Source organism: Leisingera sp. MMG026 (genome assembly GCF_021654205.1).
In the GTDB taxonomy this organism is placed as follows: Bacteria; Pseudomonadota; Alphaproteobacteria; order Rhodobacterales; family Rhodobacteraceae; genus Leisingera.
Genome location: NZ_JAKFZM010000030.1, coordinates 1 through 25,385, shown reverse-complemented (window position 1 = coordinate 25,385; position 25,385 = coordinate 1). Strand labels below are relative to the sequence as shown.

The following is a 25,385-nucleotide window of genomic DNA, read 5'->3' as shown; positions in this document are numbered from 1 at the left end:
GCGGGGTCAAACATGCGCCACCTCCATGCCATGGGCGCCGCCCATCATCAGGCCGATTTCGTCTACGGTCAGGCCCGCAGCCTCGCGCGGGGCGCTCAGGCGGCCCTCGTTCAAGGCGGCAAAGCTGTCGGAGATTTCCATCAGCTCGTCCAGATCCTGGCTGATGCAGATCACCGCCGCCCCCTTGGCGGCCAGATCCAGCAGCGACTGGCGGATGGCTGCGGCAGCTGCGGCATCGACGCCCCAGGTCGGCTGGTTCACCACCAGAACGTCCGGATCCTGCAGCACTTCGCGCCCGATCACGAACTTCTGCAGATTGCCGCCCGACAGTGAGCGCGCAGCATTGCCGGGACCAGGCGTGCGGACGTCAAAAGCCTTGATGATGCGCTCGGCAAATTCCTTGGTTGCAGCCCAATCCAGAAACCCGTTCTTTTCCAGCCCCTCACGCACCGATCCGGTGAGCATGGCATTCTCCGTCAGGCTCATATCAGGCGCCGCGGCATGGCCCAGGCGTTCTTCGGGTGCTGCCAGAACGCCCAGCTTGCGCCGTGCGGCGGGGCCAAGGCGGCCAATGGGTTGCCCATGCAGTTTTACTGCATCCGCATCGGTCAGGACCTCGCCGGAAAGCACACCCAGCAGTTCGTCCTGCCCGTTGCCTGCCACGCCGCCGATGCCAAGGATCTCGCCCTTTTTCACCGTCAAATGCACGTTCTTCAGTGCAGTGCCAAAGGCCGAAGGCGCCGGTACCGACAGGCCGGAGATATCCATCGCCACACCGCCGAATTCGCGGTTGCCGCGTTCCGGGGTCTGCAGGGTGCTGCCGACCATCATCTCCGCCATGTCGCGGGCCGAGGTTTCAGCCGGGGTGCATTCGCCGACGTTCTTTCCCAGCCGCAGAATGGTGGCGTGATCGCAGAGCGTGCGGATTTCCTCCAGCTTGTGCGAGATATATAGGATCGAGGTACCCTCGGACTGCAGCTTCTGCAGGGTCTTGAACAGGATCTCCACCTCCTGCGGGGTCAGGACCGAGGTCGGCTCGTCCATGATCAAGAGTTTCGGGTCCTGCAGCAGGCAGCGGATGATCTCGACCCTCTGGCGCTCACCTGCCGACAAATCACCAACGGTGCGGAAGGGATCGAGCGGCAACCCATAGGTTTCCGACACTTCGCGGATGCGGGCGGCGAGGTCGCGCAACTCCGGCGGGTTCTCCATCCCCAGCGCAATGTTCTCAGCCACATTCAAGGCGTCAAACAGCGAAAAATGCTGAAATACCATGGCGATGCCGTCAGCACGTGCCGCACGCGGCTCAGCTGGGGCGAAAGGCGCTCCGCGCAGCAGCATCTGGCCGCTGTCGGGCTTCACGAGGCCATAGATCATCTTGACCAGCGTCGATTTCCCGGCGCCGTTTTCACCAAGGAGGGCATGCACTTCGCCCTCGCCGATGTCAAAGGAGACGGAGTCATTGGCCACAACCCCGGGGTAGGCCTTGGTCAGGCCTTGCAGGCTCAACAGTGGTACACTCACGCGCGCCGGTCCTTTCTCAATTCATCTTTTGCACTCAGCCGCAGCAACTGGGCCGCGACGCCGACCGCAATCATCTGCGGATGTTTTCCAAGTTGCGGATCGCCGATCGGGCAGGCGATCCGTGAAATCCGGTCCGGGCTGTGGCCCAGGGCGGCAAGACGCGACCGGAACCGCGCCCATTTGGTTCTGGAACCGATCAGCCCAGCGAAGGCAAAGCCGCGGCCCAACAGCGCGTGGCATAGCGCCAGATCCAGCGCATGGGAATAGGTCAGCACCAAATGCACAGCGTTTTCAGGCGCATGCGGCACCAGAAGCGCAGGGTCTGTGGCAGGAACTACTGTGATGCCGGAAGGCGTTTCTGCCGGAAACCGCTCTGCGCCGGTGTCCACCCAGGTGATCTCCAGATCCGGCAGCGGTGCCAGAACGTTCACCAGTGCGCGGCCCACGTGGCCTGCGCCCCAGATCCAGACCGGGCTGTTAGGTTTGTGAACAGGTTCGATCATCCAGCCGTCCACCAGCTGCGGCGCAGGGGGCAGGCCCTGGCTGCGGGCGGCAGCGAGGATGCGTTTCACCGCCATCGGCATCGGCGCCGGGCTGGCGGAGCGGGCGATGATCTCCTGGTCCAGCGCGGCTAGATCCGCGGTCTCATAGACCTCGTTCAGCAGGGTGACCGCGCCGCCGCAGCATTGGCCCAGGTCCGGCCCTAATGCATGGGTGCTGAACGTCTTGGGCTCGGCTTGCAGGCGTGCGGCCTCTGCAGCTTCAAACTCCAATGTGCCGCCGCCGATGGTGCCGCTTTGGCCGTCCTTCCAAACCAGCATGGCAGTGCCGGCCTCGCGCGGGGAGGAGCCGCGGACAGCCGCGATCACCACCCGCACCACGCGGCCATGTTCCTCGACCGCCTTGCGGAGGGCCTGGACATCAAACCCCATCACGTACCCTCCGGATTGCGCGCCAGACTTCTTCCGCTGTGGCGGGGGCATCCAGCGCCGGGTAGGCATCACCAAAAGCCGAAACCGCATCGCTGAGCGCCAGCCAGGCGGAGATGCCCAGCATAAAAGGCGGCTCCCCCACAGCCTTGGAGCGGTAGATGGTGTCCTCGCGGTTCTGCCCGTCGTAAAGTGCAACGTTGAACACATCGGGCCGGTCCGAGCAGGCAGGGATTTTGTAAGTTGAGGGGGCATGGGTGCGCAGGCGCCCGGCGCCGTCCCAGACCAGCTCCTCGGTGGTCAGCCAGCCGGCGCCCTGCACATAGCCGCCCTCGATCTGGCCGATGTCGATGTCAGGGTTCAACGAGGCGCCGGCGTCATGCAGAATGTCGGCACGCAGGATACGGTTCTCGCCGGTGAGGGCGTCCACCACCACTTCGGTCACCGCGGCACCATAGGCGAAGTAATAAAACGGGCGGCCCTGGCCCTTGATCCGGTCCCATTCCACCTTGGGTGTCTTGTAAAAACCGGTGGCAGACAGGCTGACCCGGCCCTGGTAGCAGGCCATGGCGGCCTGATCGAAACTCATTTCGTCCTGGCCAATGCGCACCATACCACCTTCAAACACCACATCGCCGGGGCGTGCCTGATGCTGCTGCGCCAGATACCCGGCCATGCGGTCGCGGATGGTGTCGCAGGCCGCCTTCACCGCCATGCCATTAAGGTCGGACCCCGACGAGGCCGCGGTGGCGGAGGTATTGGGCACTTTGGCGGTGTCGGTTGCGGTGATCCTGACCTTCTCCAGCGGGATGCCAAAGCGGCTGGCGGCAACCTGCGCCACCTTCTGGAACAGCCCCTGGCCCATCTCGGTGCCGCCGTGGTTCAGATGCACCGAGCCGTCCTGATAGACATGCACCAGCGCGCCGGCTTGATTGAGATGCGTCAGCGTAAAGGAAATCCCGAACTTCACCGGCGAAAAGGCGATACCGCGTTTCAGGTGGGTCTGACCCTTGTTCCACTCCGCAATTGCTGCCTTGCGCGCCGCATAATCCGAGGAGCGCAACAGATCCGCCGTCATCCCTTGCAGCTCAAAATCCGTGACTTCCATGCCATAAGGCGTGGTGTTGTCTTTCCTCTTGCCCGAAATATCCCGGGGGGGCGGGGGGGCAGAGCCCCCCTCCTCGGGGGCCGCATAATAATTCCGCTGCCGCAGCTCCGCTGGGTCCATCCCGAGGTCATGGGCGATATGGTCCATCACCCGCTCGATCCCGACCATGCCCTGCGGTCCGCCAAAACCGCGGTAGGCGGTGGCGCTTTGCCGGTTGGTGCGCAGGCGGTGGCTCTCAATCCTGATACCGGGGATCAGATAGGCATTATCGGCGTGCAGCATGGCGCGATCAGCCACCGGCAGCGACAGATCTTGCGCCCAGCCGCAATCCACCAGATGCAGGAACTCGACCCCTTGCAGCTGACCGTCGCCGTCAAACCCGGCGCGGTAGGAGATACGGAAGGCGTGGCGCTTGCCGGTGATCACCATGTCGTCGTCACGGTCATAGCGCATCTTGCAAGGGCGCCCGGTCAGCCGCGCCGCAACAGCACAAGCGACGGCCAACGCATTGCCCTGGCTTTCCTTGCCGCCAAAGCCGCCGCCCATGCGGCGGGTTTCGACCCTGACACTATGCATTGGCAGATCGATGGCGTCCGCCACTTTGTGCTGAATCTCGGCCGGATGCTGGGTCGAGGAGAAGACATGCATGCCGCCATCCTCCTGCGGCCAGGCCATTGCTGCCTGGCCTTCGAGATAGAAATGCTCCTGTCCGCCGAGTTCGAATGTGCCCTCAATCATGCGCGGAGCGGCAGCGATGGCGGCAGCGGCGTCGCCCTTGGCATAGATGCGCGGGCCTTCCTCGAACCGGCTGTCAGCGGCAAGGGCCGCGTCCAGGGTCAGCAGGGCGGGTTCTTCGGCATAGTCCACCCGGCCCTTGCGGGCAGCGATGCGGGCGCTGCGATGGCTGTCGGCAACCACCAGGAACACCGGCTGGCCGACGTAATTGACCGTGCCCGCCGCCAGCAGCGGCTCGTCATGGATCGAGGGGGAGACGTCGTTGGAAAACGGCAGCCCCTTGGCGGTCAGCACTGCCGCCACGCCGGGGCTGTGCTGCACCTTGCTCAGATGCATTCCGGTGATGTGGCCGCGGGCGATGGGGGAAAGGCCGAAGGCCAGATGCAGCGTGCCGGCGGGCGAGGGGATGTCATCCACATATCGCGCGGCGCCGGTCACATGCAGTTCGGCGGCGTCATGGGGGAGGGGTTTTGAAACGCTCATGGTTTCACCTCCAGCACCGAAACTGCCGCGCCGTTCATCTCTGCGAAATAGCGGATCAGCATATTGCGCGAAGTTTCCAGCCGGTATTCGGCTGAGGCACGCATGTCGCTCATCGGGGTGAAGTCCTGATCAATCGCAGCGGTGGCGGCCTGTATTGCGGCCTCAGTCCAGGGCTGGCCGGTCAGGGCGGCCTCTGTATAGGCAGCGCGTTTCGGGATACCTGCCATGCCGCCGAAAGCGATGCGGGCCGTGGTGATCCGGCCGTTCTCGACTGTCACGTTGAAAGCACCGAGCACGGCGGAAATGTCTTGATCAAAGCGTTTCGATAGCTTGTAGACCTTCAGCGTGCCGGGCTGGCGGGGAAAGCTGACGGTCTCGACAAATTCGCCGGGCTGGCGGTCCTGTTTGCCGTAGCTGAGGAAGAAATCCTCCAGCGGCAAATCCCGGCGGTCATCCCCGTTGCGCAAATGCAGGGTGGCACCGAGCGCGATCAATGCGGGCGGGGTGTCGCCGATGGGGGAGCCGTTGGCGATATTGCCGCCGACTGTCGCGGCGGCGCGCACCTGCTGGGAGGCGAAGCGGCGGAGCATTTCGGCGAAGGACGGGTGCAGCGGTTCCATTGCGGTGCGCAGGGCGTTCATGTCTGCCATGGCGCCAATGCGGACGGTGGTGTCTGTGACCTCAATGTCCTTCAGGTCTGTGCAGCCGTCCAGGAAGATCATCTGCGGCAGATGGCGCAGCTGCTTGGTGACCCAGAGGCCGACATCGGTGGCGCCGGCCACGAGGGTTGCATCCGGGTTGGCGCTGTAGAGTTCGGCTAGTTCGTCTGCGGAGGCGGGCAGCAGCGGGGGCGTTGGCGCAGGGGGGCCGGAGGGGTGCGCTGCCCCCCGGCCTGCGGTCTCCCCCCGGAGTATTTCGGAAAAAGTGAAAGAGGTTTCATCCGCGATCCAGTCCGGGACCGGGGCGCCGCTGGCGGCCTCGGCGGCGCGGATGATCGGGGCGTAGCCGGTGCAGCGGCAAAGGTTGCCGGCCAGCTGGTCGTCAAAATCCGCCGCACCGTTGGTGTGGGCGGTCACCATCGACATGATGAAGCCGGGCGTGCAGAAACCGCATTGGCTGCCGTGATGATCGACCATCGCTTGCTGCACGGGGTGCAGGCTGCCGTCCGGGCCTGCGGCACCTTCGACAGTGCGGACAGATTTGCCGTTGAGCTGGGGCAGGAACAATATGCAGGCATTCAGCGCTTTCGATCCGCGCCCGTCGGTGACCATGACAGTGCAGGCGCCGCAATCGCCTTCGTTGCAGCCTTCTTTGGTTCCGGTGAGACTCTTAGCGCCGCGCAGCCAGTCCAGCAGCGTGGACGATGGGTCTGCGTGTTCGATCAGAACGTCTTCACCATTCAGACGAAAGGCGAGTGCCATCTTCCCGAGACCCGCCGCGTTACCCTGTTGACCCGGTATGCCTCCCTTCGATGCGGCGTAGAAGGAAAGGCGGGCTGTGTGTTGCTTGCTGATACCAGCCTAGGGAGCAGCCCCTTGGCAAAGCAAGGAAAACCGCTGCTGCGCTGCAGTATTCCGCGGCGCAATTAAATTTCAAATGCGGCGGCTATGCTGTTAATTTTTATGCCTTTTAGCTGTATGTTTAGGGCGGGTCTCTCTTTGCGGGGCGAAACAGCTTCAAATTAATCCTGAAAATGGCGGGTAATCCTTTCGCTAATGCGGGAAGCAGGCTTTGCAGTTCGCTCTTTCACCGTGCTGCGGCAATAAGATAGCGTGGCGGCATGACAAGCTCTCCCCGATTCATTCACCTGCGCAGCCATACCGAGTATTCCCTGCTGGAAGGCGCGCTGCGGCTGAAAAAGCTGCCGGACCTGTGCAAAAAACACGGCATGCCGGCGATTGCTGTGACCGATACCAATGCCATGTTCTCGGCGCTGGAATTTTCGGTGACGCTGTCCGGTGCAGGCATCCAGCCGATCCTGGGCTGCCAGGTCGATCTGACCTTTCAGCAGGCGGAGCCGGGCGGCAAGCCCAAGCTGCCCGCGCCCCTGGTGCTGCTGGCGCAGAGCGAAGAAGGGTATGAGGGCCTGATGCGGCTGTCGTCCTGTCTATATGTGGACAATGGCGGACAGCTGCCGCAGGTCACATTGGAGGATCTGGAGGCCAACAGCGCGGGGCTGATCTGCCTGAGCGGCGGGCCGGACGGGCCGGTGGGGCTGTTGCTGCAGCAGGGACAGCGGCCGGCGGCAGAGGTGCTGATGCAGCAGCTGAAGCGGATTTTTCCGGATCGGCTGTATGTGGAACTGCAGCGCCACCCCGGCGAGCACGGCCAGCCGGAGGCGGAAAAGCAGACCGAACGCGGCCATGTGGAGATGGCCTATGCGATGGAACTGCCGCTGGTCGCGACCAATGACGTCTATTTCCCGAACACCGAAATGTACGAGGCCCATGATGCGATGATCTGCATCGCTGAGGGTGCCTATGTCGACCAGTCCGAGCCGCGCCGGCGGCTGACCGCGCAGCATTACTTCAAAAGCCAGGAAGAAATGGTGGCGCTGTTTGCCGACCTGCCCGAGGCGGTTGAAAACACGGTGGAGATCGCCAAGCGCTGCGCGTTCAAGGCCTATTTGCGGGATCCGATCCTGCCCAAATTCGCCGATGATGAGGTTTCAGAACTGCGCCGCATCGCCAATGAGGGCCTGCAGAAACGCCTGGCGGTGATCCCGCACGCGGTGAGTTTGGAGGAATACCAGGCACGGCTGGATTTTGAACTGGGCATTATCGAGGGCATGGGATTCCCCGGCTATTTCCTGATCGTTGCGGATTTTATTCAATGGGGCAAGGATCAGGGCATTCCGGTGGGGCCGGGGCGGGGCTCGGGCGCGGGATCGTTGGTGGCTTATGCGCTGACCATTACCGACCTTGACCCGTTGCGCTATTCGCTGCTGTTTGAGCGGTTCTTGAACCCGGAGCGGGTATCGATGCCCGACTTCGACATCGATTTCTGCATGGACCGCCGCGAAGAGGTGATCCGCTATGTGCAGCAGAAATACGGCCGCGACAAAGTCGGGCAGATCATCACATTCGGTGCGCTTTTGTCCAAGGCGGCGGTGCGCGACATCGGCCGGGTTCTGCAGATGCCCTATGGCCAGGTCGACCGGCTGTCCAAGATGATCCCGGTGGAAGGGGTGAAACCGGTTTCTATCGAAAAGGCGCTGGTGGATGAACCGCGGCTGAAGGAAGAGGCGCGCAATGAGCCGGTGGTGGACCGGTTGCTGACCTATGGCCAGCAGGTCGAGGGGCTGCTGCGCAATGCCTCGACCCACGCGGCGGGGGTGGTGATCGGCGACCGGCCGCTGGATGCGCTGGTGCCGCTCTATCAGGACCCGCGGTCCGACATGCCGGCCACCCAGTTCAACATGAAATGGGTGGAGCAGGCCGGGCTGGTTAAGTTCGACTTCCTTGGCCTGAAAACCCTGACCGTCATTCAGAACGCGGTGGATCTGATCAAACAGTCGGGCCGCGATCTGCATACCGGCGAGGACGGCACGCAATTGTACGATCCGCCCGAAGGCGCGGTGAATGAAATCAACGCCATTCCGCTGGACGACAAGGTTACATACGAACTTTATTCGCGGGCCAAGACGGTGGCGGTGTTCCAGGTGGAATCCACCGGCATGATGGATGCGCTGAAGCGCATGAAGCCGACCTGCATCGAGGACATCGTGGCGCTGGTGGCGCTGTACCGGCCCGGCCCGATGGAGAACATCCCGACCTATTGCGAGGTGAAGAACGGGCTGAAGAAGATTCAGTCGGTGCATCCGCTGATCGATCATATCCTGGAGGAAACCCAAGGCATCATCGTCTATCAGGAACAGGTGATGCAGATTGCCCAGGTGATGGCCGGCTACAGCCTGGGCGGCGCCGACCTGCTGCGCCGGGCGATGGGTAAGAAAATCAAGGAGGCGATGGACGCCGAACGCCCGAAGTTTGAAAAGGGCGCGGCGGAGAATGGCGTGCCTGCCAAGAAGGCCTCGGAAGTCTTTGACCTGCTGGAGAAATTCGCCAACTACGGCTTCAACAAGTCGCACGCGGCGGCCTATGCGGTGGTCAGCTATCAGACCGGCTGGCTGAAGGCGAACCACCCGGTGGAGTTCATGGGCGGCGTCATGAACTGCGATATCCATCTGACCGACAAGCTGGCGATCTACTTTGAAGAGGTGAAGAAAGGGCTGGGGCTGAAATACGTGCCGCCCTGCGTGAACCGGTCGATGGCGACGTTTAATGTGGTCAAGGGCGAGTTGGTCTATGCGCTGGGCGCGCTGAAGAACGTTGGTGTTGACGTGATGCGGCTGGTCACCGAGTCGCGCAATGAGAGCGGGTATGATCGGGTTTTTGTGAACCTGTTCGATTTTGCCCGCCGGGTGAATTTGAAGCGCGTCGGCAAGCGGCCCTTGGAGATGCTGGCGCGGGCAGGGGCGTTTGACCAGCTCGACCCCAACCGCCGCCGGGTGTTCGAAAGCCTCGGCCCGTTGGTGGATTACTCTGCCGCGGTGCATGACCAGCGCAATTCCAGCCAGGTGTCGCTGTTCGGCGAGGCGGGCGAGGATCTGCCCGAACCACGCCTGCCGAGCGTACCGGACTGGCTGCCGGCCGAGCGGCTGAGCGAGGAATTCAAGGCGATCGGGTTCTACCTGTCGGGTCATCCGCTGGACGACTACATGCCGGCGCTGAAGCGCAAGGATGTCATGACGCTGGACGAAGTGACGGCGAAGGCCGAGCGCGGCCCGTTCATGGCCAAGATGGCGGGCGTGGTGGCCGGGCGGCAGGAGAGGAAATCCGCCCGCGGCAACCGCTTTGCCTTTGCCCAGCTGTCGGATCCTTCCGGTGCCTTTGAGGTGACACTGTTTTCCGAAGTGCTGGAGAAATCCCGCGAGTTCCTGGAGACCGGCGCCAAGGTTGTGATCACCGCCGAGGCGACGATGGAGAGCGATCAGCTGAAACTGCTGGTGCGCTCGGTTGGTCCGGTGGATAGCGCGATTGCCGATGCCGGGCGCAGCAGCTTGCGGGTTTACCTGAGCGATGCCGCGGCGGTTGGCACCGTGGCGCAAGTGCTGGAGGACGCCAAGGCGGCGGCCCGCAATGCCGCGCGCGGTGAGGTCTATATGTACCTGCAGGACCCGGGCCTGCCCGGCGATGTGGAGATGGATCTGGGCCAGGCGTTTCCGATCAACCCGCAGATCAAGGGGGCGCTGAAGTCGCTGGACGGGGTGCTGGATGTGGAAGAGATCTGAGGGGAGCTTTGGGGACTCCTCTGTTGCGCGTTGTCAGTTGTTGCGCGTTGTCAGTTTGTGCAGCTAATCCGAGCGAAGAGCATTCTTGTGTCGGTAAAACTGGCCAAGGCACCAGCGCTTCGCACTCTCAGGTCGTAAGTTTCATCAAAACCTTCCCAACTGCAAACTGGGTGTGACTTCATGGCATTGTTTGCTAGCTGGATTGTCTGAGCACGCGTCAGTTTGATTTCTCCGTGCGCCTTTTGGCAAGCTGCATAGTTATTCATTGCCGACCAGCAGCCGGTGTACCCGGGGTCGGAAGGTTTGAGTTCGTTACCACCTGAGAACGAGAACATAACGTTCTCGTTAGTGTTTGACTTTTCCTGCAACACATTGAAATCACGCCAAGAAACAACAACATTGCCAATTGTTGCGCTGCCAATCCTATCTTTTTCCCCCATGCTCCCGTCGGTCGAACATCCCGTAAGAGCAGACATGGCAATTAATATTGTCGCTGAGATTCCCTTAAGTTTCAATTGTCACCTGTACGGCAAAAGAGATTGGATTTCTGCATTATTGCTAGTCTACTCAGGTTTGCACAGCACTGATAATTAGCACTGGCTTCCATGGTTTGTGCCGGATTGCGTTGCCAAACTATCACAGCCTTTCACGCGGTCTGCCCTTGGGATCATGGTACCACCAAGGTCTGGAACAACGGCGCGGAGTGCCCAGAGTTTGCGGCAGCCCGTTCGGGCGGGCTGGCGCAATGGTGAGGCAATGTGCTCCGCCGGAAAAGTCGTACGGGTTTGGCCGGGATAAACTGCCCCAAACACCTGTTGAGGCGCCAGCCCACGGGCTGCCGCAGGTCCGTCATGACTGGATTTTGCTCAGTAGTGCGGCGGGCGTTCGTCGCCAAAGACTGCGCCGCCGGTGCTGTCCTGCTCGCGGGTGGCCTCGCGCTGCATCAGCATGGCGACGCGGCGGGTCAGGGTGTCGATCTCCTGCTGCTGGCGGGCGATCACGTCGCTCATCTCCTCCACGCTGCGGGTCAGATGGGCGATTTGCTCTTCCAGATGCTGCATGGGGCTCTCCTGTGCGCGGCTGGCCTGTCATAGGGGCATTGCCTGCCTGGGTCCATGGGGCGGCTGTTGCTGACGAGGGTTTTCCTGGTGGAAAACCAGCGGGCCTCCGGCGGGGATGTTTCCGCCAGAAGAAGGCGGCGCGGCGCTATGGCCGTTGGGTTCCTGCGTTCCTGTGTGCGCCCGGCTCCTTCTTGCTGTTGCGGCTGGCATCCGCTAGACCGCCGGGCAAGTGAAACCGCTACCCGTGAGGAGGCCGAACATGGCCAAAGTGAAGAAACAGCCCCGCCCCAAGGCACAAACGCCCAAGGGGTTCCGCGACTATTTCGGTGCGGAGGTGACCCAGCGCAGCGAGATGCTGCGGGCCATTGCGGGTGTGTATCATCATTACGGGTTCGAGGCGCTGGAGTCCGCGGCGGTGGAAACCGTTGAGGCGCTGGGCAAGTTCCTGCCCGATGTGGACCGCCCCAATGAGGGTGTATTTGCCTGGCAGGAGACCGAGGACGATGGAAACGGTGACTGGATGGCGCTGCGCTATGACCTGACGGCGCCCCTGGCGCGGGTCTATGCCCAGCACCGCAATGATCTGCCGACGCCGTACCGCCGCTATGCGATGGGACCGGTCTGGCGCAATGAAAAGCCGGGACCGGGCCGCTTCCGCCAGTTTTATCAGTGCGACGCGGACACCGTTGGCACCGCTTCGATGGCCGCGGACGCCGAGATCTGCGCGATGCTGTCGGATACGCTGGAAACCGTCGGCATTCCGCGCGGCGACTATCTGGTACGGGTGAACAACCGCAAGGTTCTGAACGGGGTGCTGGAAGTGATGGGGATCGGTGACGACCCTGCTGTATGTGACAACGTTCTTCGCACTATCGACAAGTTCGACAAGGTGGGTGAGGCCGGCGTGCGCGAGCTGCTGACCAAGGGGCGGCTGGATGCGTCGGGTGCTTTCATCGACGGGGTAGGCCTGTCTGATGATCAGGCCGCGCCGGTGCTGGCGTTTCTGACCTCCAAGGCGGCGGAGGCGGCGGGCACCATTGCCAACCTGCGTGCTGCCGTGGGCGACAGTGCGGTGGGCCAGGAGGGCATTGCCGAACTGGAGCAGATCGGCGAGCTGCTGGCCGCGGGCGGCTATGGCAAGGACCGGATCGAAATCGACCCGTCGGTTGTACGCGGGCTTGGCTATTACACCGGGCCGGTGTTCGAGGCAGAGCTGACCTTTGATATCCTTGACGAGAAGGGCCGCAAGCGCCAGTTCGGATCGGTTGCGGGCGGCGGGCGCTATGATGGCTTGGTCAAGCGCTTTACCGGGCAGGAAGTGCCTGCAGTGGGTGTGTCCATTGGCGTTGACCGGCTGCTGGCGGCGCTGCATGCCAAGGGGCGGCTTTCGGCGGAGGCTGCCGGCCCAGTTGTGGTCACCGTAATGGACCGTGACCGGATGGCGGATTACCAGGCGATGGTGGCAGAGCTGCGCAATGCGGGCATCCGGGCGGAGGTTTACCTGGGCAATCCCAAGAACTTCGGCAACCAGTTGAAATATGCGGATAAGCGGAATTCGCCCGTGGCCGTGATCGAAGGCGGCGATGAAAAAGCCAATGGCGTGGTGCAGATCAAGGACCTGATCCTCGGTGCCAGGATCGCTGAGAGCGCGACCCTGGAAGAGTGGAAGGAACGTCCGAGCCAGTTTGAAGTGCCGCGCAGGGAACTGGCCGCCAAGGTGCGGGAAATTCTGGACGGGCAGGACTGATCATGGCGGCTCAATCGCAAATTCAGGCCCGCGCTGCGATGCTGCGGGTCCGCTTTGAGGCCGCAGGCGCGCAGGTGGTGGACACGCCGCTGCTGCAGCCGGCCGGCACGTTGCTGGATCTTTACGGCGAGGACATCCGGGCGCGCGCCTATGTGACCTCAGATGCGCTGCACGGCGAGCAGATGCTGCGCCCGGATTTCACTGTGCCGGTGGTGGAGGCGCATATGCGCCACGGGGCGGAGCCTGCGCGTTACACCTATTCAGGCGAGGTGTTCCGGCGGCAGGAGATCGACCCTGACCGGCCCAACGAATACCTGCAAGTCGGCTATGAGGTGTTTGAGCGCAACGATGCGGCGGCAGCGGATGCGGAGGTGTTTGCGCTGTTTGCGCTGCAGGTGCGCGGGCTGCCTTTGCGGGCGGCAACCGGCGATATCGGCATTCTGATGGCCGCCGTGCAAGGGCTGAAAACCAGTGAGAAGCGCAAGGCGGCGCTGATGCGCCATATCTGGCGCCCGCGCCGGTTCCGGGCGTTGCTGGACCGTTTCGCGGGCCGGGCATCGGTCCCGGAGAACCGCAAGAAGCTGCTGGAGACCGAGGGCGATCTGACCGGGTCGGCGGTGGAGCTTGGCAAACGCCGCGCGGCAGAGGTGCAGGCGCGGGTTGAAGCGCTGCGCGAAGATGCCAAGGCACCGCCGATTGCCGAGAATGAGCTGCTGGCGCTGGAAGCGCTGATGGCGGTACGCGAAACGGTGCCCTACGCGGTAGAGCAGATGCGCGACATCGCCGTGGACCTGCCGCAGATCAATCTGGCGCTGGACCGCCTGGATGAACGCACCGCGGCGATGAAAGCGCGCGGAGTGGATGTGGAGACCCTCGATTTCGAGGCCTCTTACGGGCGCACCTCGATGGAGTATTACGACGGGTTTGTGTTCGGCTTTTACGCCGAGGCGCGGCCTGATTTGCCGCCGATCGCCAGCGGCGGGCGCTATGATGCGCTGACCCGGCGGCTGGGCGGGGGCGAGGAAATCCCGGCGGTCGGCGGTGTGCTGCGCCCGGACCTGATGCTGCAGCTTGAGGAGGTGCGCGCATGAGCTTGAAGCTGGGGGTGCCGTCCAAGGGGCGGCTGATGGAGAAGACATTCGACTGGTTCGCCAAGCGCGGCGTGACGTTGGCGCGCACCGGGTCCGACCGGGAATATGCCGGCGCGGTCGAGGGTGTTGCGAACATGGAGCTGGTGCTGCTGTCGGCGGGGGAAATCCCGCGCGAGCTGGCGGCGGGGCGGATCCACCTGGGCGTCACTGGCACCGATCTGGTGCAGGAGAAGCTGCCGCGGTTCGAGCAGCAGCTAGAGAGCCTGGCTGAACTGGGTTTTGGCCATGCCGACCTGATCCTGGCGGTGCCGCAGTTCTGGATTGATGTGGACACGCTGGATGACCTGGATGCGGTGGCGTCTGCCTTTCGCTCCGCGCATGGGCACCGGTTGCGGATTGCCACCAAATACCACCGGCTGGTGCGGGAATTCCTGACCGATGCCGGGGTGGCGGATTACCAGCTGGTGGACAGCCAGGGCGCGACTGAGGGCACGGTGAAGAACGAGACCGCCGAGATGGTGGCCGACATTACCTCGACCGGCGAAACGCTGCGGGCCAACCATCTGAAGCTGCTGGCGGACGGGCTGGTGCTGAAGTCCCAGGCGACGCTGTGGCGCAGCCGGGTGGCGAAATACGGGCTGGATGAGAAGGCGGCTCTGAATACGCTGCTAGACCTGCTGGAAGGCCGAAAGCAGGCGGGACCGCCCGCGCGCTAGCGCGGGCTGCGCCCGCCGCCATTCGGGCATCTTTGATGCCTGCAATGGCGGCGGGAGATCCTCTTTTTTAAACCCAAAGCGGTCCCTGAGCCAGTGTTCTCCCGCCCGGCGCAGCGGCATCCAGGATGCCGCCGTTCCGGTTGGGCCGGGCGCCGGGCTGACGCCCGGCGCTGGCGAGGCACGCCGCGGGGGGGGGCGGAAAGCCTCAGATCACTCCGATTTCCGCCAGTGCCTGCGAGAGTTCCAGCGGCAGCGGCTCTTCTTGGCTTTTGCCGGCAGGCAGGTCGGCGGGTGAGTCTTCAGTCTTCAGATAGCGCCAGCCCTGGAACGGGCGTTTCGGTGCAGTGTGGGTGCGGTGCAATTCCGGTTCCAGAATGATGGCGCAGCGGCGGATGCCGTCTTCGCCGGTCACCTCATCCATTCGCAGCACGCGCTGGCGGCATTGGATCAGCCCCTTGATCACCCAATAGATCGAGCCGCCATTGAGGATCTCCGCCTCGCGCTTGGGCCACATGCGGGTGACGTGGCGTGGCAGGCCCTCCGGCAGTTCCCGGCGGCGCATCTCCTGCCAGGCCATCAGGGTTTCAACGCTTTCGGTGCCAACCGAAAGCTTCACAAGGTTCACGCGTTTATCCACAGGTTCCCCACAGAGTCGTCCAGAGCGGCACCTTTATATAGTAGTTCGGAGTTTGGCGCTAGCAAGGTCTTGTGGTACACTCGGTAATAAATTCTCAACGATGTACGTTTTCAGCGTTGAGAAATCCGCCTTGCCTGTAGTATCGAAGCCGCCATTCAAGCTGCATTCGTGCTGCCACACGACTCAAAGGAATCGCCATATGAGCCGCTTCGCCGCCCCCATCGCCGAGCAAATCTGGGATATGAAATACCGTTTCAAGCAGGCCGATGGCACGCCGATCGACGTCACCGTCGAGGACAGCTGGCGGCGCATTGCGCGCGATTTGGCGCGGGCGGAACAGGCGCCGGATGCCTGGGAGGAGAAGTTCTTTGCTGCGCTGGAAGACTTCAAATACCTGCCCGCGGGCCGGATTACCGCAGGCGCCGGCACCGCGCGTCAGGTAACCCTGTTCAATTGCTTTGTGATGGGCACCGTGCCCGACAGCATGTCGGGGATTTTCGACATGCTGAAAGAAGCAGCGCTGACCATGCAGCAGGGCGGCGGCATCGGTTATGACTTCTCGACCATCCGGCCGCGCGGTGCGGATGTGAAAGGCGTGGCGGCGGACGCCTCCGGCCCGTTGTCGTTCATGGATGTGTGGGATGCAATGTGCCGCACCATCATGTCGGCGGGCTCGCGCCGCGGTGCGATGATGGCCACCATGCGTTGCGACCACCCGGATGTTGAGGCTTTCATCACTGCCAAATCCGATTCTGCCCGCCTGCGCATGTTCAACATGTCGGTGCTGATCACCGATGCTTTCATGGACGCGGTCAAGGCCGACGGTTCCTGGGAACTGGTGTTTGACGGCAAGGTCTATCACACCGTGCAGGCGCGCGATCTGTGGAACAAGATCATGCAGGCGACCTATGATTATGCCGAACCCGGCGTGATCTTCATCGACCGGATCAACAAGGCCAACAACCTTTCCTATATCGAAAACATCTGCGCCACCAACCCCTGCGGCGAGCAGCCGCTGCCGCCCTATGGTGCGTGCCTTTTGGGTTCGGTCAACATGGCGCGGCTGGTGGCCAGCCCGTTTGAGAAAGACGCGCATCTGGACCAGGAGGCGATGCAGGAGCTGGTCGCCACCGCGGTGCGGATGATGGACAACGTGGTCGATGTCTCCAAATTCCCGCTGGAGGCACAGGCGCAGGAAGCCAAGAACAAGCGCCGGATCGGCCTGGGGGTCACGGGCCTTGCCGATGCGCTCTTGATGCTTGGCCTGGAGTACGGCTCCGACGAAGCGGCGCGTCAGACCGACGAATGGCTGCATAGCATAGCCCGCGCCGCCTATCTGGCGTCGGTGGATCTGGCCAAGGAAAAGGGCGCCTTCCCGCTGTTCGACGCCGAGGCCTATCTGAACTCCGGCAACATGCTGAACATGGATGACGATGTGCGCGACGCAATCCGCGAGCACGGCATCCGCAACGCGCTGCTGACCTCGATCGCGCCGACCGGCACCATTTCGCTTTATGCAGGCAACGTATCCTCAGGCATCGAGCCGGTGTTTGCCTATGCATACACCCGCAAGGTGCTGCAGAAGGACGGGTCGCGCACCGAAGAGGAAGTGGTCGATTACGCAGTGCAGATGTACCGCGAGAAATTCGGCGCCGATGCCAAGCTGCCCGGTTACTTCGTTAACGCCCAGACCCTGCCGCCCGCGGCCCATGTCAAGATGCAAGCAGCGGCGCAGAAATGGATCGACTCGTCGATCTCTAAGACCATCAATTGCCCGGAAGACATCTCCTTTGATGACTTCAAGGACGTTTACATGCAGGCCTGGGATCAGGGCTGCAAAGGCTGCACCACCTACCGTCCGAATGACGTGACCGGCTCGGTTCTGTCGGTCAGCGAAAGCGCCGACACCGCGCCGGGCGAGACCGCCCAGGCACCGCATGAGAGCGATAGTGCCGAAGTGGTCTACATGTCCGAGCCGCTGGACCGCCCGCAGTCGCTGGAGGGCCATACCTACAAGCTGAAGTGGCCGGACAGCGAGCACGCGATCTATCTGACCATCAACGACATCATCATCAACCACCACCGCCGCCCGTTCGAGGTGTTTATCAACTCCAAGAACATGGAGCATTATGCCTGGACGCTGGCGCTGACCCGGATGATTTCAGCCGTGTTCCGCCGCGGCGGAGATGTGTCCTTTGTGGTCGAGGAGTTGAAAGCGGTATTCGACCCGCGCGGCGGCGCCTGGGTTCAGGGCAAGTATATCCCGTCGATCCTGGCTGCAATCGGCGGCGTGATCGAGACGCATATGGTCAAGACCGGCTTTCTGGAAGGTGAGGGCATGGGCCTGAAATCCGACCCGCAGGCGCAGGTGGTGAACCTGAACGCCCCGCGCGGCAAGGCCTGCCCGAGCTGCGGCCAGTTCGACATGCAGATGGTTGAAGGCTGCATGACCTGCCGCAGCTGCGGCCACTCGAAGTGCGGATGAAGGATGAAACGCCTGTTGGTGTCGGACCCAAGAAATAACTGCCATTGATGGGGGTTTTCTGCCATTCTGACACGAGGTTAATTGCCACCGGCCGATCTTCGGCCGGTGGTTTTGTTTTAATACAATGGCTTAGACGAATTCCGCCTATTACCTGTTGCGGGGGCGCGTGTCCCCCTCGGAGATCAGCTCCAACTGTTGACTGAAATGGCCGTATTGAGCAGGACTGAAGCTCAAACCTGGCCAGGTTCTTTCCTTCATTTCCCCGAACGCACCGTGTGCAATCGGGTGCCAGACGGCGCGGCGCGCCGGGAAAGGGCCAGCTATGTCCAAGATCAAGTTCATCGAAGCAGAGTTCCACAATGCCGACAAAGACCGGAGGGCAATTCGGCAGCGCCTGGAACGGTTCCTGAAAACACGCCGCGCGCTCGAACGCGGTATCGTGCCTCCGGACCCTGAGGATCGTGATGACCGCCTTCGGTGGGAAACCGAATTGATGCAGATCGGTCTCGGGCGCGAAGGTCAGGACCGCGTGGACCGCCGGGTGAGCAGGCTGGCGGAACGGCGGGCAGCGGTCGCAGGTCTCTCCCACCTCAAACTCGACGACCGAAGAGCCTTGGAAGTTCTGCGCAACGGTGTAGAGCTGATCCGGATCAGGACAGAGCATCAGGCGGATGAAATCGCCGCCGGAATTCATGCCGACATGCCCTGGATGGCACCCGCGACAGATCTTCTATGGAAGTCCATGCGGCGCTCAGTCCGCAATGGAGACGCGGGCTTTCGCCTGCCGCCTGTGCTGCTGGATGGTCCGCCGGGGATTGGAAAGAGCATGTGGGCCCGTCAGCTGAGCACCGCACTTGGCGTGCCCCGCTGTGGTGTGGAGGCGACGGCGGAGCAGGCGTCGTTCGGTATCGTGGGCTCTCAACGCGGCTGGTCCAACGCGCAGCCGGGACGCCCTTTGATGACGATCCTGAAGCACCTGATTGCCAACCCGGTGATCGTTGTGGACGAAGTGGAAAAGGCCGGGGTTGCGACCTCGACCAAAGGAAACTGCTTCGGCCTGACCGAGGGGCTGCTGTCCCTTCTGGAGCCATCTTCCGCGGCTTCGTGGCAGTGCCCCTTTTACCAGGTGGGTTTCGACATGTCCTGGATCAGCTGGGTGCTGACTTCCAACACTTTAGTCACTTTGCCAGCCCCTCTGCTAAGCCGCCTGGAGGTTGTTCACCTCCCGCCAGTTTCAGCATCCGAACTAGCCGCTTTTGCTCGCCGTGAGGGCTGCCGGCGTGGATTGACGCAAGACTCTGTCGAGGCTGTGGCCGAAGCGTTGGAAATTGCCGGAAGCGGTGCGGAGCTGAACCTTCGGCATGTCATCCGGATGCTGACCCGGGGTGAAGTGATGGAGGCGGCTTGGACCCGTCATTGAGGATGTCGTTTCCAGACATCATAAAATAGGGGCTGGCAGGCGGTATAGCTAACCAAACCGGCCCACATCGGTCATTGGCCGGTGGATAGCAGCACTGCAGTGCGGCCCGCCGAAGGAGACATTCGCTGCGCCTGCAAACGTGCTTCTCGCTATTCTTCGCGCAACGCATCCATCTTGCCCCTTAACTCACGTAACTGGGGCAGCAATGAATGAAACGTGCCGGGCGCGGCTCTCTGCGCCAAGTCCCGGAAGACCGGGCCGAGCGCAGAGACGATCTCTTCACGAATCCGGCGCCCTTGGGTGGTGATCCAGATTGTCTTGGACCGCCGGTCCTTCGGGTTTGGGTGCGCTTCGACTAAACCGCGCTTTTCCAGTCCCGCAAGCGTATTGGAGAACGATGTCTTCGGAACCTGCAGCGCCCGCGCCATTTCGATTGGCGTCTGACCGTCGCCAATTCGGATCAGGTGATTGAGCACGGCAAAATGAGGTGCGATCAAGTCGTCCGGCAGACATGCCTCCAAGGCGGCAGTCGCAAGCTGGTTGATGATTCCCACTTCCGTCAGAACCTCGAAGACGGGGGGAGGCGGTACATCAGGCGTCGGCAATGCGGCTCTCCAATGGCCAGCGGGGACTTGCCTCTGCGGGCGGTGCATAGCCAACACGCCCAAGCATTTGCACCGTTTCGCCGGGTGAGGCCAGCTGCTTGTGAACTTGCGCGTAGAGATCCGCCTGTTCGGGATATTCTTGCAGCGCTTGGCTTACTGGCTGCATCGCAAGCCCCTGGCCGGTTGCTGCAAGGTGCAGCCGGACCCACCGCCTGCCGGCCTCGATTTGATCGGTGCGGCTGTTGCCCGCAGTGCTCACAATCGCATAAGCGGGTGTCGCGTCCATGGATGATTTGAGCATGCTGAGCGTTTGCTGATACTCGCCGCTGCTAGGATCAGCTTGCCCTTCGCGGGACAGCATTCCAACCTTCATCAGTGCTTCAAGCATCGGGCCGCCCAAGGTAATTCCGTCCGGATTGGCTTCGATTTCCTGCTTGCCAAAGCGCATCAGACCGACGCTTTCCATATGGGTGCGTGGCGTCGCCATTTCGATCCGCATCGCCTCCCAGGTAAGCTTGTGAAGGGCGGCAACCGCGTCCGGCGCGGTAACAACTGACGTCGCCTCCGCCAAAAGTGCCGCGGTGGCCGGCTGACGGTCCTCATAGGCATTCCGATTAGTATGCCGAACCGGGACATGGGCGAACAGCGGGTCCGGCAGACCGCCCGGTGTCAAGCGGATATGCGCCACGGACCCATCCTCGCCATCCGGGAACAGAGTGACATCTGCCGCCAGCCCTCGCTGGGCAGCGGCTTGCCGCAGGATTTCCAGAAAACAACCCATTCCAATGGTCAGCTGCCTGTCAAAGGGATCCGTCTCAGGCAGGTTCAAAGACAGGTCTCGCCAGATCAGGATCTCATCGTCACCCACGAGCTGGGCAAGCCAAGGCTGACGGTTGTGCGGATTGGGTGCAAGGATCGCCCAGCTGAGTGCTGCCATGCGCGGGTCCTTGTAGCTGCCCGCAGCATCCCATGGCACCAGTGCTGCATCTGGTCTGCGGGTTGCTGCAAATCCGCCAGCTCCGGCCCCGGCGGCAAGAACAACGCCGCCGCCAATCAGTCCAATCATCTTCCGTCTCGACAGTGTCATGATGCGTTCCTGTAGTACGATATCAAACCATATAGTTCGATGTCGCACCAGTTTCAACTCAGTCGGATCCGTTAACCAGACAGGCTACCTACTACGTAACCAGAACTATTCCTTCTTGGCGCAACAGTTATTTCCAGCCCCTATGTCACAGCAAAAGGTGGCTATGCTGCATCCGGAAGGACGACCCGCTTGCTATCTAAAACCGAAATACCATCACCGCTCCGAGGAAAATCCGGTGACACGTTTCATCAGACCGAAAGCGTTCGGTAATCCCTTCGAACAAACTCTGCCTTGAGCATTCCGTCGCTCTGATCTACGAGCCGTTCCACTAGTTTTTCGGTCTTCGAGAAGCTCTTGAAGTACTTGCTGCTCCGCGGCAGATCTTCCGAGTTTGTCGAGAACCAAAATGTGAATGGCCGGTCGTCGGCCTCTGGCGCAAGAGCGCGTTTCGAGGATGGGCCGAGCCGAGAGTCATAGTAGATTTGGACTACCTCCGGCTCGGGATTGCCGCTGCTTCCGTCACCACAGAAGAAGTAGTGATCAGCCGTAACAATCCGCGCAAAGTTTGCGTCGGTATTGTTCTCCGAGCCATGGTGGGCCACCTTCAACACATCAAGATGCAGATGTCCATTGTCTAGGAACCCAGTTTCCTCAAGCCCTTTCAAGAGTACATCCTGCTGGGTGTCGCCAGTCATCAGAGCGCGCGTGCCGCCCTCTTCAACCATGAACACCAGAGAAGCGATGTTCGGAACTGAGACGCCCTCGAAGCCCGAGATGCCATTCCATTTGCGAAGATCGAAGGGCGACTCGCTCAACTCGCCGGTTGCGAACTTTTCAAGTTGTTCTTTAACCTTCCTGCGGACCTTCTGCACGTCGTCTTTGCCATTATTGCTCTTGAGCCAGTTGTTCCACCCCCTCTTAAGGTCACTCAGCGCCTTCTTTGTAGGGCCGACCAAGGTGAAGTCGAGCGAACCGATTGAAAACTTTACGGGATTGTCGCCACGGAACAGCAACTTGCCGGGGCCGCTCTGACCGGGCAGCACATTGACCGAAATATCCAGGAAGTCGGGCTTCGCATAGCGCGAGACCTCCAAAGCCTCGGGGATTGATGAAGCAACGTTGCCTACCTCGTGCGCCTCGTGAAGGAACTTCTCGACTCCAGTCGCATGCAGGGTTGGTACCGCTGAGGCCAAGAGATCGCCTATCTCACCGGCATTTTCGCCAACCATGTCTCTGAATGAATTGTGCCACAACGCCTCTATCTTTGGCGGGCGCGGGATTTTCGGCTCACGGACATCCGTATCGCCATTGTTTTTATGAAAGTCATGAACTCGCCATTCAACGGCGTCGCGCAGAAGTTGAAGGATGCCAGAGATATGGTCTTGGTCGATATGTGAAATATAGATGGCGTCAAGCTTCCCGCCATTGTCTTTGACGAGATCCACCAGTGGGCGGCGAACATGGTTTTTCATGCTTTTGTACATGCCCCCATCGCAAAGGATGTTATGGCCGTCGGCCTGCAGAAGCACACAATCGCCGTGGCTTGATTTGAAAATTCTAAGTTTCATGGCGCGCTCACCCTCTGTCTGTCCGCCGAGCAAAATTCTCGGCTTCGGCGATTGCTGCTTCTGGATCGATCCGGCCAAAACCGGCATCATTAACCCAATCAAAAGTGCCGCCCGGCAGGGGTTTTGCTGTACGTTGGAGTATCCCAAGGCACTGTAGGGAGTTAATTGGTTTTTTTGCGGCGTTCATCATCAATCCGATGACACCGGCGACATAGGGGCTTGCCATACTAGTGCCTGACATGGACACCCAAGTTTCATCATCGAGCGCGAAGCCGTTTGCCGCCACGATATCCGTACCCGGCGCGGTGAGGTCAGGCTTCATCCGGCCGTCGCGGGTCGGGCCCTGGCTGCTTGTGACGTTCATGCGGTTCGTCGCGGTGTCGTAGTTCGACACCGCGATGGTCGCGCGGCCGCAAGCAAGCGACGAGATCGAATGCGAGTCAATATTGCTCGCCCGAGAGAAGAAAGACGGGAACCGGAAAAAGCGCTGACCGCCGAGCACGCCGATTTCGCGGGGATCGTCGCGCTCGATCCAGCAGTGGAACTTGCCGTTCCGAACTTCTTCTCCAATCAAGCGGACACGCCAAAGCCCGGCGCGTATTCCGCGGATTTCACCGGGTTCCAGGTTCGGCGAGAGGTAGATGGAGATATAGTTCCCGCCGTTGCCGGGATGGAAAAGCTCATTGTATATCGAAACCGTGGTTCCGTCACGCAGGCGTTTGTTTTCGATGAATTCCTGTGGACTGACCCGCAACCAGCGCGTCTCTCCCGGGGGAAGAAGCTCGACTTGAAAGCGATCCTGCGGGCTGTACCAAATCTCTAACTCGTTCTCAGAAATGTCCGCGATCCCATTGCCCACAACGATCCATTCGAGTTCGGTTTCCAGCCCGCGCGCGGCGATCTGTCCCTGCGCGTGGATGCGCCCCATGATCCAGCCGATATCCTCTTCATTTTGAGGATCCTCCTGTCCGGCATTGCCAGCCGCGAGTGTGATGGACCGCCCCGGCAGCGTGAGCGCATTTTCGAACCATCGATTGGTTCCGGCCAAACCGTCATGCGCGCCGCCATTGGTGCCGAGGCTGATGTTGATGGAGACCAGCTTGTTCTTCTCTTTGGCGATGCCGAGGAGGTATTCGACCGCGTGTATGAGCCTGCTTGAGTCGGAGAATGTGTGGCGCCGTCGCTCGAAGTCGTCTTCGGGAACCGGCACGTCAATTAGTACGCCGACGATCTCTGCCTTCGGGCAAACGCCGCTATTGCCTGCGGCAATGCTTGCGACATGGGTTGCGTGGGAGGACGGCGACCGCTGGGACTGTCGCTCGATCAAGATAGCGGGAAGTCCGCCGCTGGCCTGTGCGTCTATTGCATCGTTGAGGTGCTTTTGCGTGAATTCACTTCCAAATCCAAAATTCTCTGGAGACGGACGAAAATCGCCGCCCTGGTCCCAAATCCGCGTAAATCGCGTTTTGCCGTTCTCGTCGAGAAAATCCGGATGTGCGAAGTCGAATCCACCGACATCGATAATTCCGATAATCACGTCGGCCCCGTCTTTGTGAAGCGATGCCCGTCCGATCCGTCGCGGGGTCGGCTTTATTCCTTCAGAGGGGGTGGGCAGGTCCAGCTTGAGAACATCGGATTTGTTGACGAAGGCGATGTCGGGATCGGTTTCGAGATCGGCTAGAAAAGAGACTGGGACCGTCGCGGCAATCTGATCATTGCGCGTAATTGTTTTCGCCGCTGACTGTGGCGCGCTACGCCCATCGAGCGCATTTTCGCATAGCTCGCGGATTCGATGCACTGCTTCACGGGTCGAGGCGTCATCTGTCTTTCCGCCTTTAGCCGCGACGTCGATCAACACGTTGACGAACGCGGTGTCTGCTTTCGGGCCATCCTTGAGCTTCTTGCGCACTGGAAGACCGGCACGGCGCAGAGCAGCGGTGTCTATCTGGGCCGCGCTTGTCACTTCCTGCATTGCCACCTGAAGCGCAACTACGTCAACGCCATCTTCGACTTCACTGACCGAGAACTGAGTGCCTGGCCCGCTGGCGACCTGCGTGGACATTTTCGATCGGCAGGCATTTACCGACCCGCTGCCATTTGCGATCACTCGGAGCCTTGGGTGAAGACGAAACGAGTCTGTGGAATAATATGGCATCAAATCCCCCTTATGAAGCGGCGTAAGAGAATTTTCCCAAAAGAACTCTAGCATAAGTAGTTCGTGGAACGAAGGAACTTAAGGATATCCCGTAACAACCGCTCTGTCGGTTTGATCTCGCGAATTGAATGATCCCAACGCAACCAACTGAGAACGGAATTGGAACTGCTGGTTCTTGATCCGAGAAACCTCGGCCCAGACTGGACTTTCACAGGTTAGCTATCGCTGCGCCGCAGTCTCCCCGAACCGGCCTTTTCTAAAAACGTCCAGCTTTGTTCGCTTGGCCAAGGCCCGCAATGCGCAGGTGGTGGATGGTAGGTGCGCCGCCCTAGTCACGCTGAACAGCGTCAGGAGCCGACCTTGCTCCTGAGGAAGCCAGAGCCCATGAGTAGGAGGCATCGGCACACTGATGCCGTTCAAGCTGTGCTCAGCGCAGACCGGGTTTGGTTGGAAGCGAGGCACCTCCGGAAACCATCTGTCTGAAGGGCAATCATCGAGATACACTGCCCTCACGGGAAAAGTGGAGGGAATCAGAAGCCTGCCTGTTTCACCGTGATTGCCTTGCCGCCCTGAGATCACTGCATCACGATGCATGCAAGAAAGCCAGAGGTTTCCGGATGTGTCCACCTTTGCATTGTGCGCAATGAGAGATTCTGCAACACTGCAACGGTCAACAATTTTGTTTGACAGTGAAGAATAGTTGCAACCGAAATAGGTCAATTTTGACTAACCAATCCTACC

At 61.2% G+C, this 25,385-nt stretch carries 17 protein-coding genes; 6 read left to right on the top strand and 11 right to left on the bottom strand.

Annotation, left to right across the window (positions count from 1 at the left end; all coding sequences use genetic code 11):
• Nucleotides 1-6: 6 nt before the first annotated feature.
• From L1069_RS16235 to xdhA, 4 genes are read right to left on the bottom strand one after another with little or no spacing between them, the layout of a single operon-like run.
• Nucleotides 7-1,524: an ATP-binding cassette domain-containing protein gene (locus L1069_RS16235; RefSeq protein WP_237456366.1), complete on the bottom strand. Its 1,518-nt coding sequence runs from the start codon at nt 1,522-1,524 to the stop codon at nt 7-9.
• On the bottom strand, nt 1,521-2,456 hold the full coding sequence (xdhC, locus tag L1069_RS16230) for a xanthine dehydrogenase accessory protein XdhC (RefSeq protein WP_237456365.1): 936 nt from the start codon (nt 2,454-2,456) through the stop codon (nt 1,521-1,523). Before xdhC ends, L1069_RS16235 begins: the two co-directional genes overlap by 4 nt.
• On the bottom strand, nt 2,446-4,779 hold the full coding sequence (gene xdhB, locus L1069_RS16225; protein WP_237456364.1) for a xanthine dehydrogenase molybdopterin binding subunit: 2,334 nt from the start codon (nt 4,777-4,779) through the stop codon (nt 2,446-2,448). The genes xdhC and xdhB overlap by 11 nt, the downstream gene beginning before the upstream one ends.
• Nucleotides 4,776-6,200: a xanthine dehydrogenase small subunit gene (gene xdhA / locus L1069_RS16220; protein WP_237456363.1), complete on the bottom strand. Its 1,425-nt coding sequence runs from the start codon at nt 6,198-6,200 to the stop codon at nt 4,776-4,778. Before xdhA ends, xdhB begins: the two co-directional genes overlap by 4 nt.
• 359 nt (nt 6,201-6,559) lie before the next feature.
• Here xdhA and dnaE point away from each other — a divergent pair, with 359 nt between their 5' ends.
• Entirely contained in the window at nt 6,560-10,072 is a 3,513-nt protein-coding gene (dnaE, locus tag L1069_RS16215; protein ID WP_237456362.1) for a DNA polymerase III subunit alpha, read from the top strand.
• 50 nt (nt 10,073-10,122) lie between these two features.
• Here the strand turns inward: dnaE and L1069_RS16210 are convergent, their stop codons facing one another.
• Complete coding sequence (locus L1069_RS16210; RefSeq protein WP_237456361.1) at nt 10,123-10,512, bottom strand: hypothetical protein; 390 nt, start codon at nt 10,510-10,512, stop codon at nt 10,123-10,125.
• Nucleotides 10,513-10,938: 426 nt separating this feature from the next.
• On the bottom strand, nt 10,939-11,133 hold the full coding sequence (locus tag L1069_RS16205) for a SlyX family protein (protein WP_024089107.1): 195 nt from the start codon (nt 11,131-11,133) through the stop codon (nt 10,939-10,941).
• 259 nt (nt 11,134-11,392) lie between these two features.
• On the opposite strand from L1069_RS16205, the gene hisS reads away from it, so the two are divergent.
• From hisS to hisG, 3 genes are read left to right on the top strand one after another with little or no spacing between them, the layout of a single operon-like run.
• On the top strand, nt 11,393-12,880 hold the full coding sequence (gene hisS, locus L1069_RS16200) for a histidine--tRNA ligase (RefSeq protein WP_237456360.1): 1,488 nt from the start codon (nt 11,393-11,395) through the stop codon (nt 12,878-12,880).
• A 2-nt stretch (nt 12,881-12,882) separates the two neighbouring features.
• Nucleotides 12,883-13,971 carry an ATP phosphoribosyltransferase regulatory subunit gene (locus tag L1069_RS16195; RefSeq protein ID WP_134830356.1) on the top strand — a complete coding sequence of 363 codons (1,089 nt, stop codon included), beginning with the start codon at nt 12,883-12,885 and terminating at the stop codon, nt 13,969-13,971.
• Entirely contained in the window at nt 13,968-14,687 is a 720-nt protein-coding gene (hisG, locus tag L1069_RS16190) for an ATP phosphoribosyltransferase (protein WP_134830357.1), read from the top strand. Before L1069_RS16195 ends, hisG begins: the two co-directional genes overlap by 4 nt.
• Before the next feature lie 205 nt (nt 14,688-14,892).
• On the opposite strand, the gene L1069_RS16185 is transcribed toward hisG, so the two are convergent.
• On the bottom strand, nt 14,893-15,324 hold the full coding sequence (locus tag L1069_RS16185; protein WP_237456359.1) for a DUF1489 family protein: 432 nt from the start codon (nt 15,322-15,324) through the stop codon (nt 14,893-14,895).
• Nucleotides 15,325-15,523: 199 nt separating this feature from the next.
• On the opposite strand from L1069_RS16185, the gene L1069_RS16180 reads away from it, so the two are divergent.
• Complete coding sequence (locus tag L1069_RS16180; RefSeq protein WP_129370084.1) at nt 15,524-17,809, top strand: adenosylcobalamin-dependent ribonucleoside-diphosphate reductase; 2,286 nt, start codon at nt 15,524-15,526, stop codon at nt 17,807-17,809.
• A 322-nt stretch (nt 17,810-18,131) separates the two neighbouring features.
• Complete coding sequence (locus tag L1069_RS16175; RefSeq protein WP_237456358.1) at nt 18,132-19,229, top strand: AAA family ATPase; 1,098 nt, start codon at nt 18,132-18,134, stop codon at nt 19,227-19,229.
• Nucleotides 19,230-19,378: 149 nt separating this feature from the next.
• Here L1069_RS16175 and L1069_RS16170 read toward each other — a convergent pair whose 3' ends face one another.
• The 4 genes from L1069_RS16170 to L1069_RS16155 form a co-directional block, all read right to left on the bottom strand.
• Nucleotides 19,379-19,834: a MarR family transcriptional regulator gene (locus tag L1069_RS16170; RefSeq protein WP_237456357.1), complete on the bottom strand. Its 456-nt coding sequence runs from the start codon at nt 19,832-19,834 to the stop codon at nt 19,379-19,381.
• The gene (locus L1069_RS16165) at nt 19,821-20,921 is read right to left on the bottom strand and encodes a twin-arginine translocation pathway signal protein (RefSeq protein WP_237456356.1); all 1,101 of its coding nucleotides are present in this window, start codon (nt 20,919-20,921) and stop codon (nt 19,821-19,823) included. The genes L1069_RS16170 and L1069_RS16165 overlap by 14 nt, the downstream gene beginning before the upstream one ends.
• 248 nt (nt 20,922-21,169) lie before the next feature.
• Nucleotides 21,170-22,567 carry an MBL fold metallo-hydrolase gene (locus tag L1069_RS16160; RefSeq protein ID WP_237456355.1) on the bottom strand — a complete coding sequence of 466 codons (1,398 nt, stop codon included), beginning with the start codon at nt 22,565-22,567 and terminating at the stop codon, nt 21,170-21,172.
• The gene (locus L1069_RS16155) at nt 22,497-24,551 is read right to left on the bottom strand and encodes a S8 family serine peptidase (RefSeq protein ID WP_237456354.1); all 2,055 of its coding nucleotides are present in this window, start codon (nt 24,549-24,551) and stop codon (nt 22,497-22,499) included. Before L1069_RS16155 ends, L1069_RS16160 begins: the two co-directional genes overlap by 71 nt.
• Nucleotides 24,552-25,385: the final 834 nt, after the last annotated feature.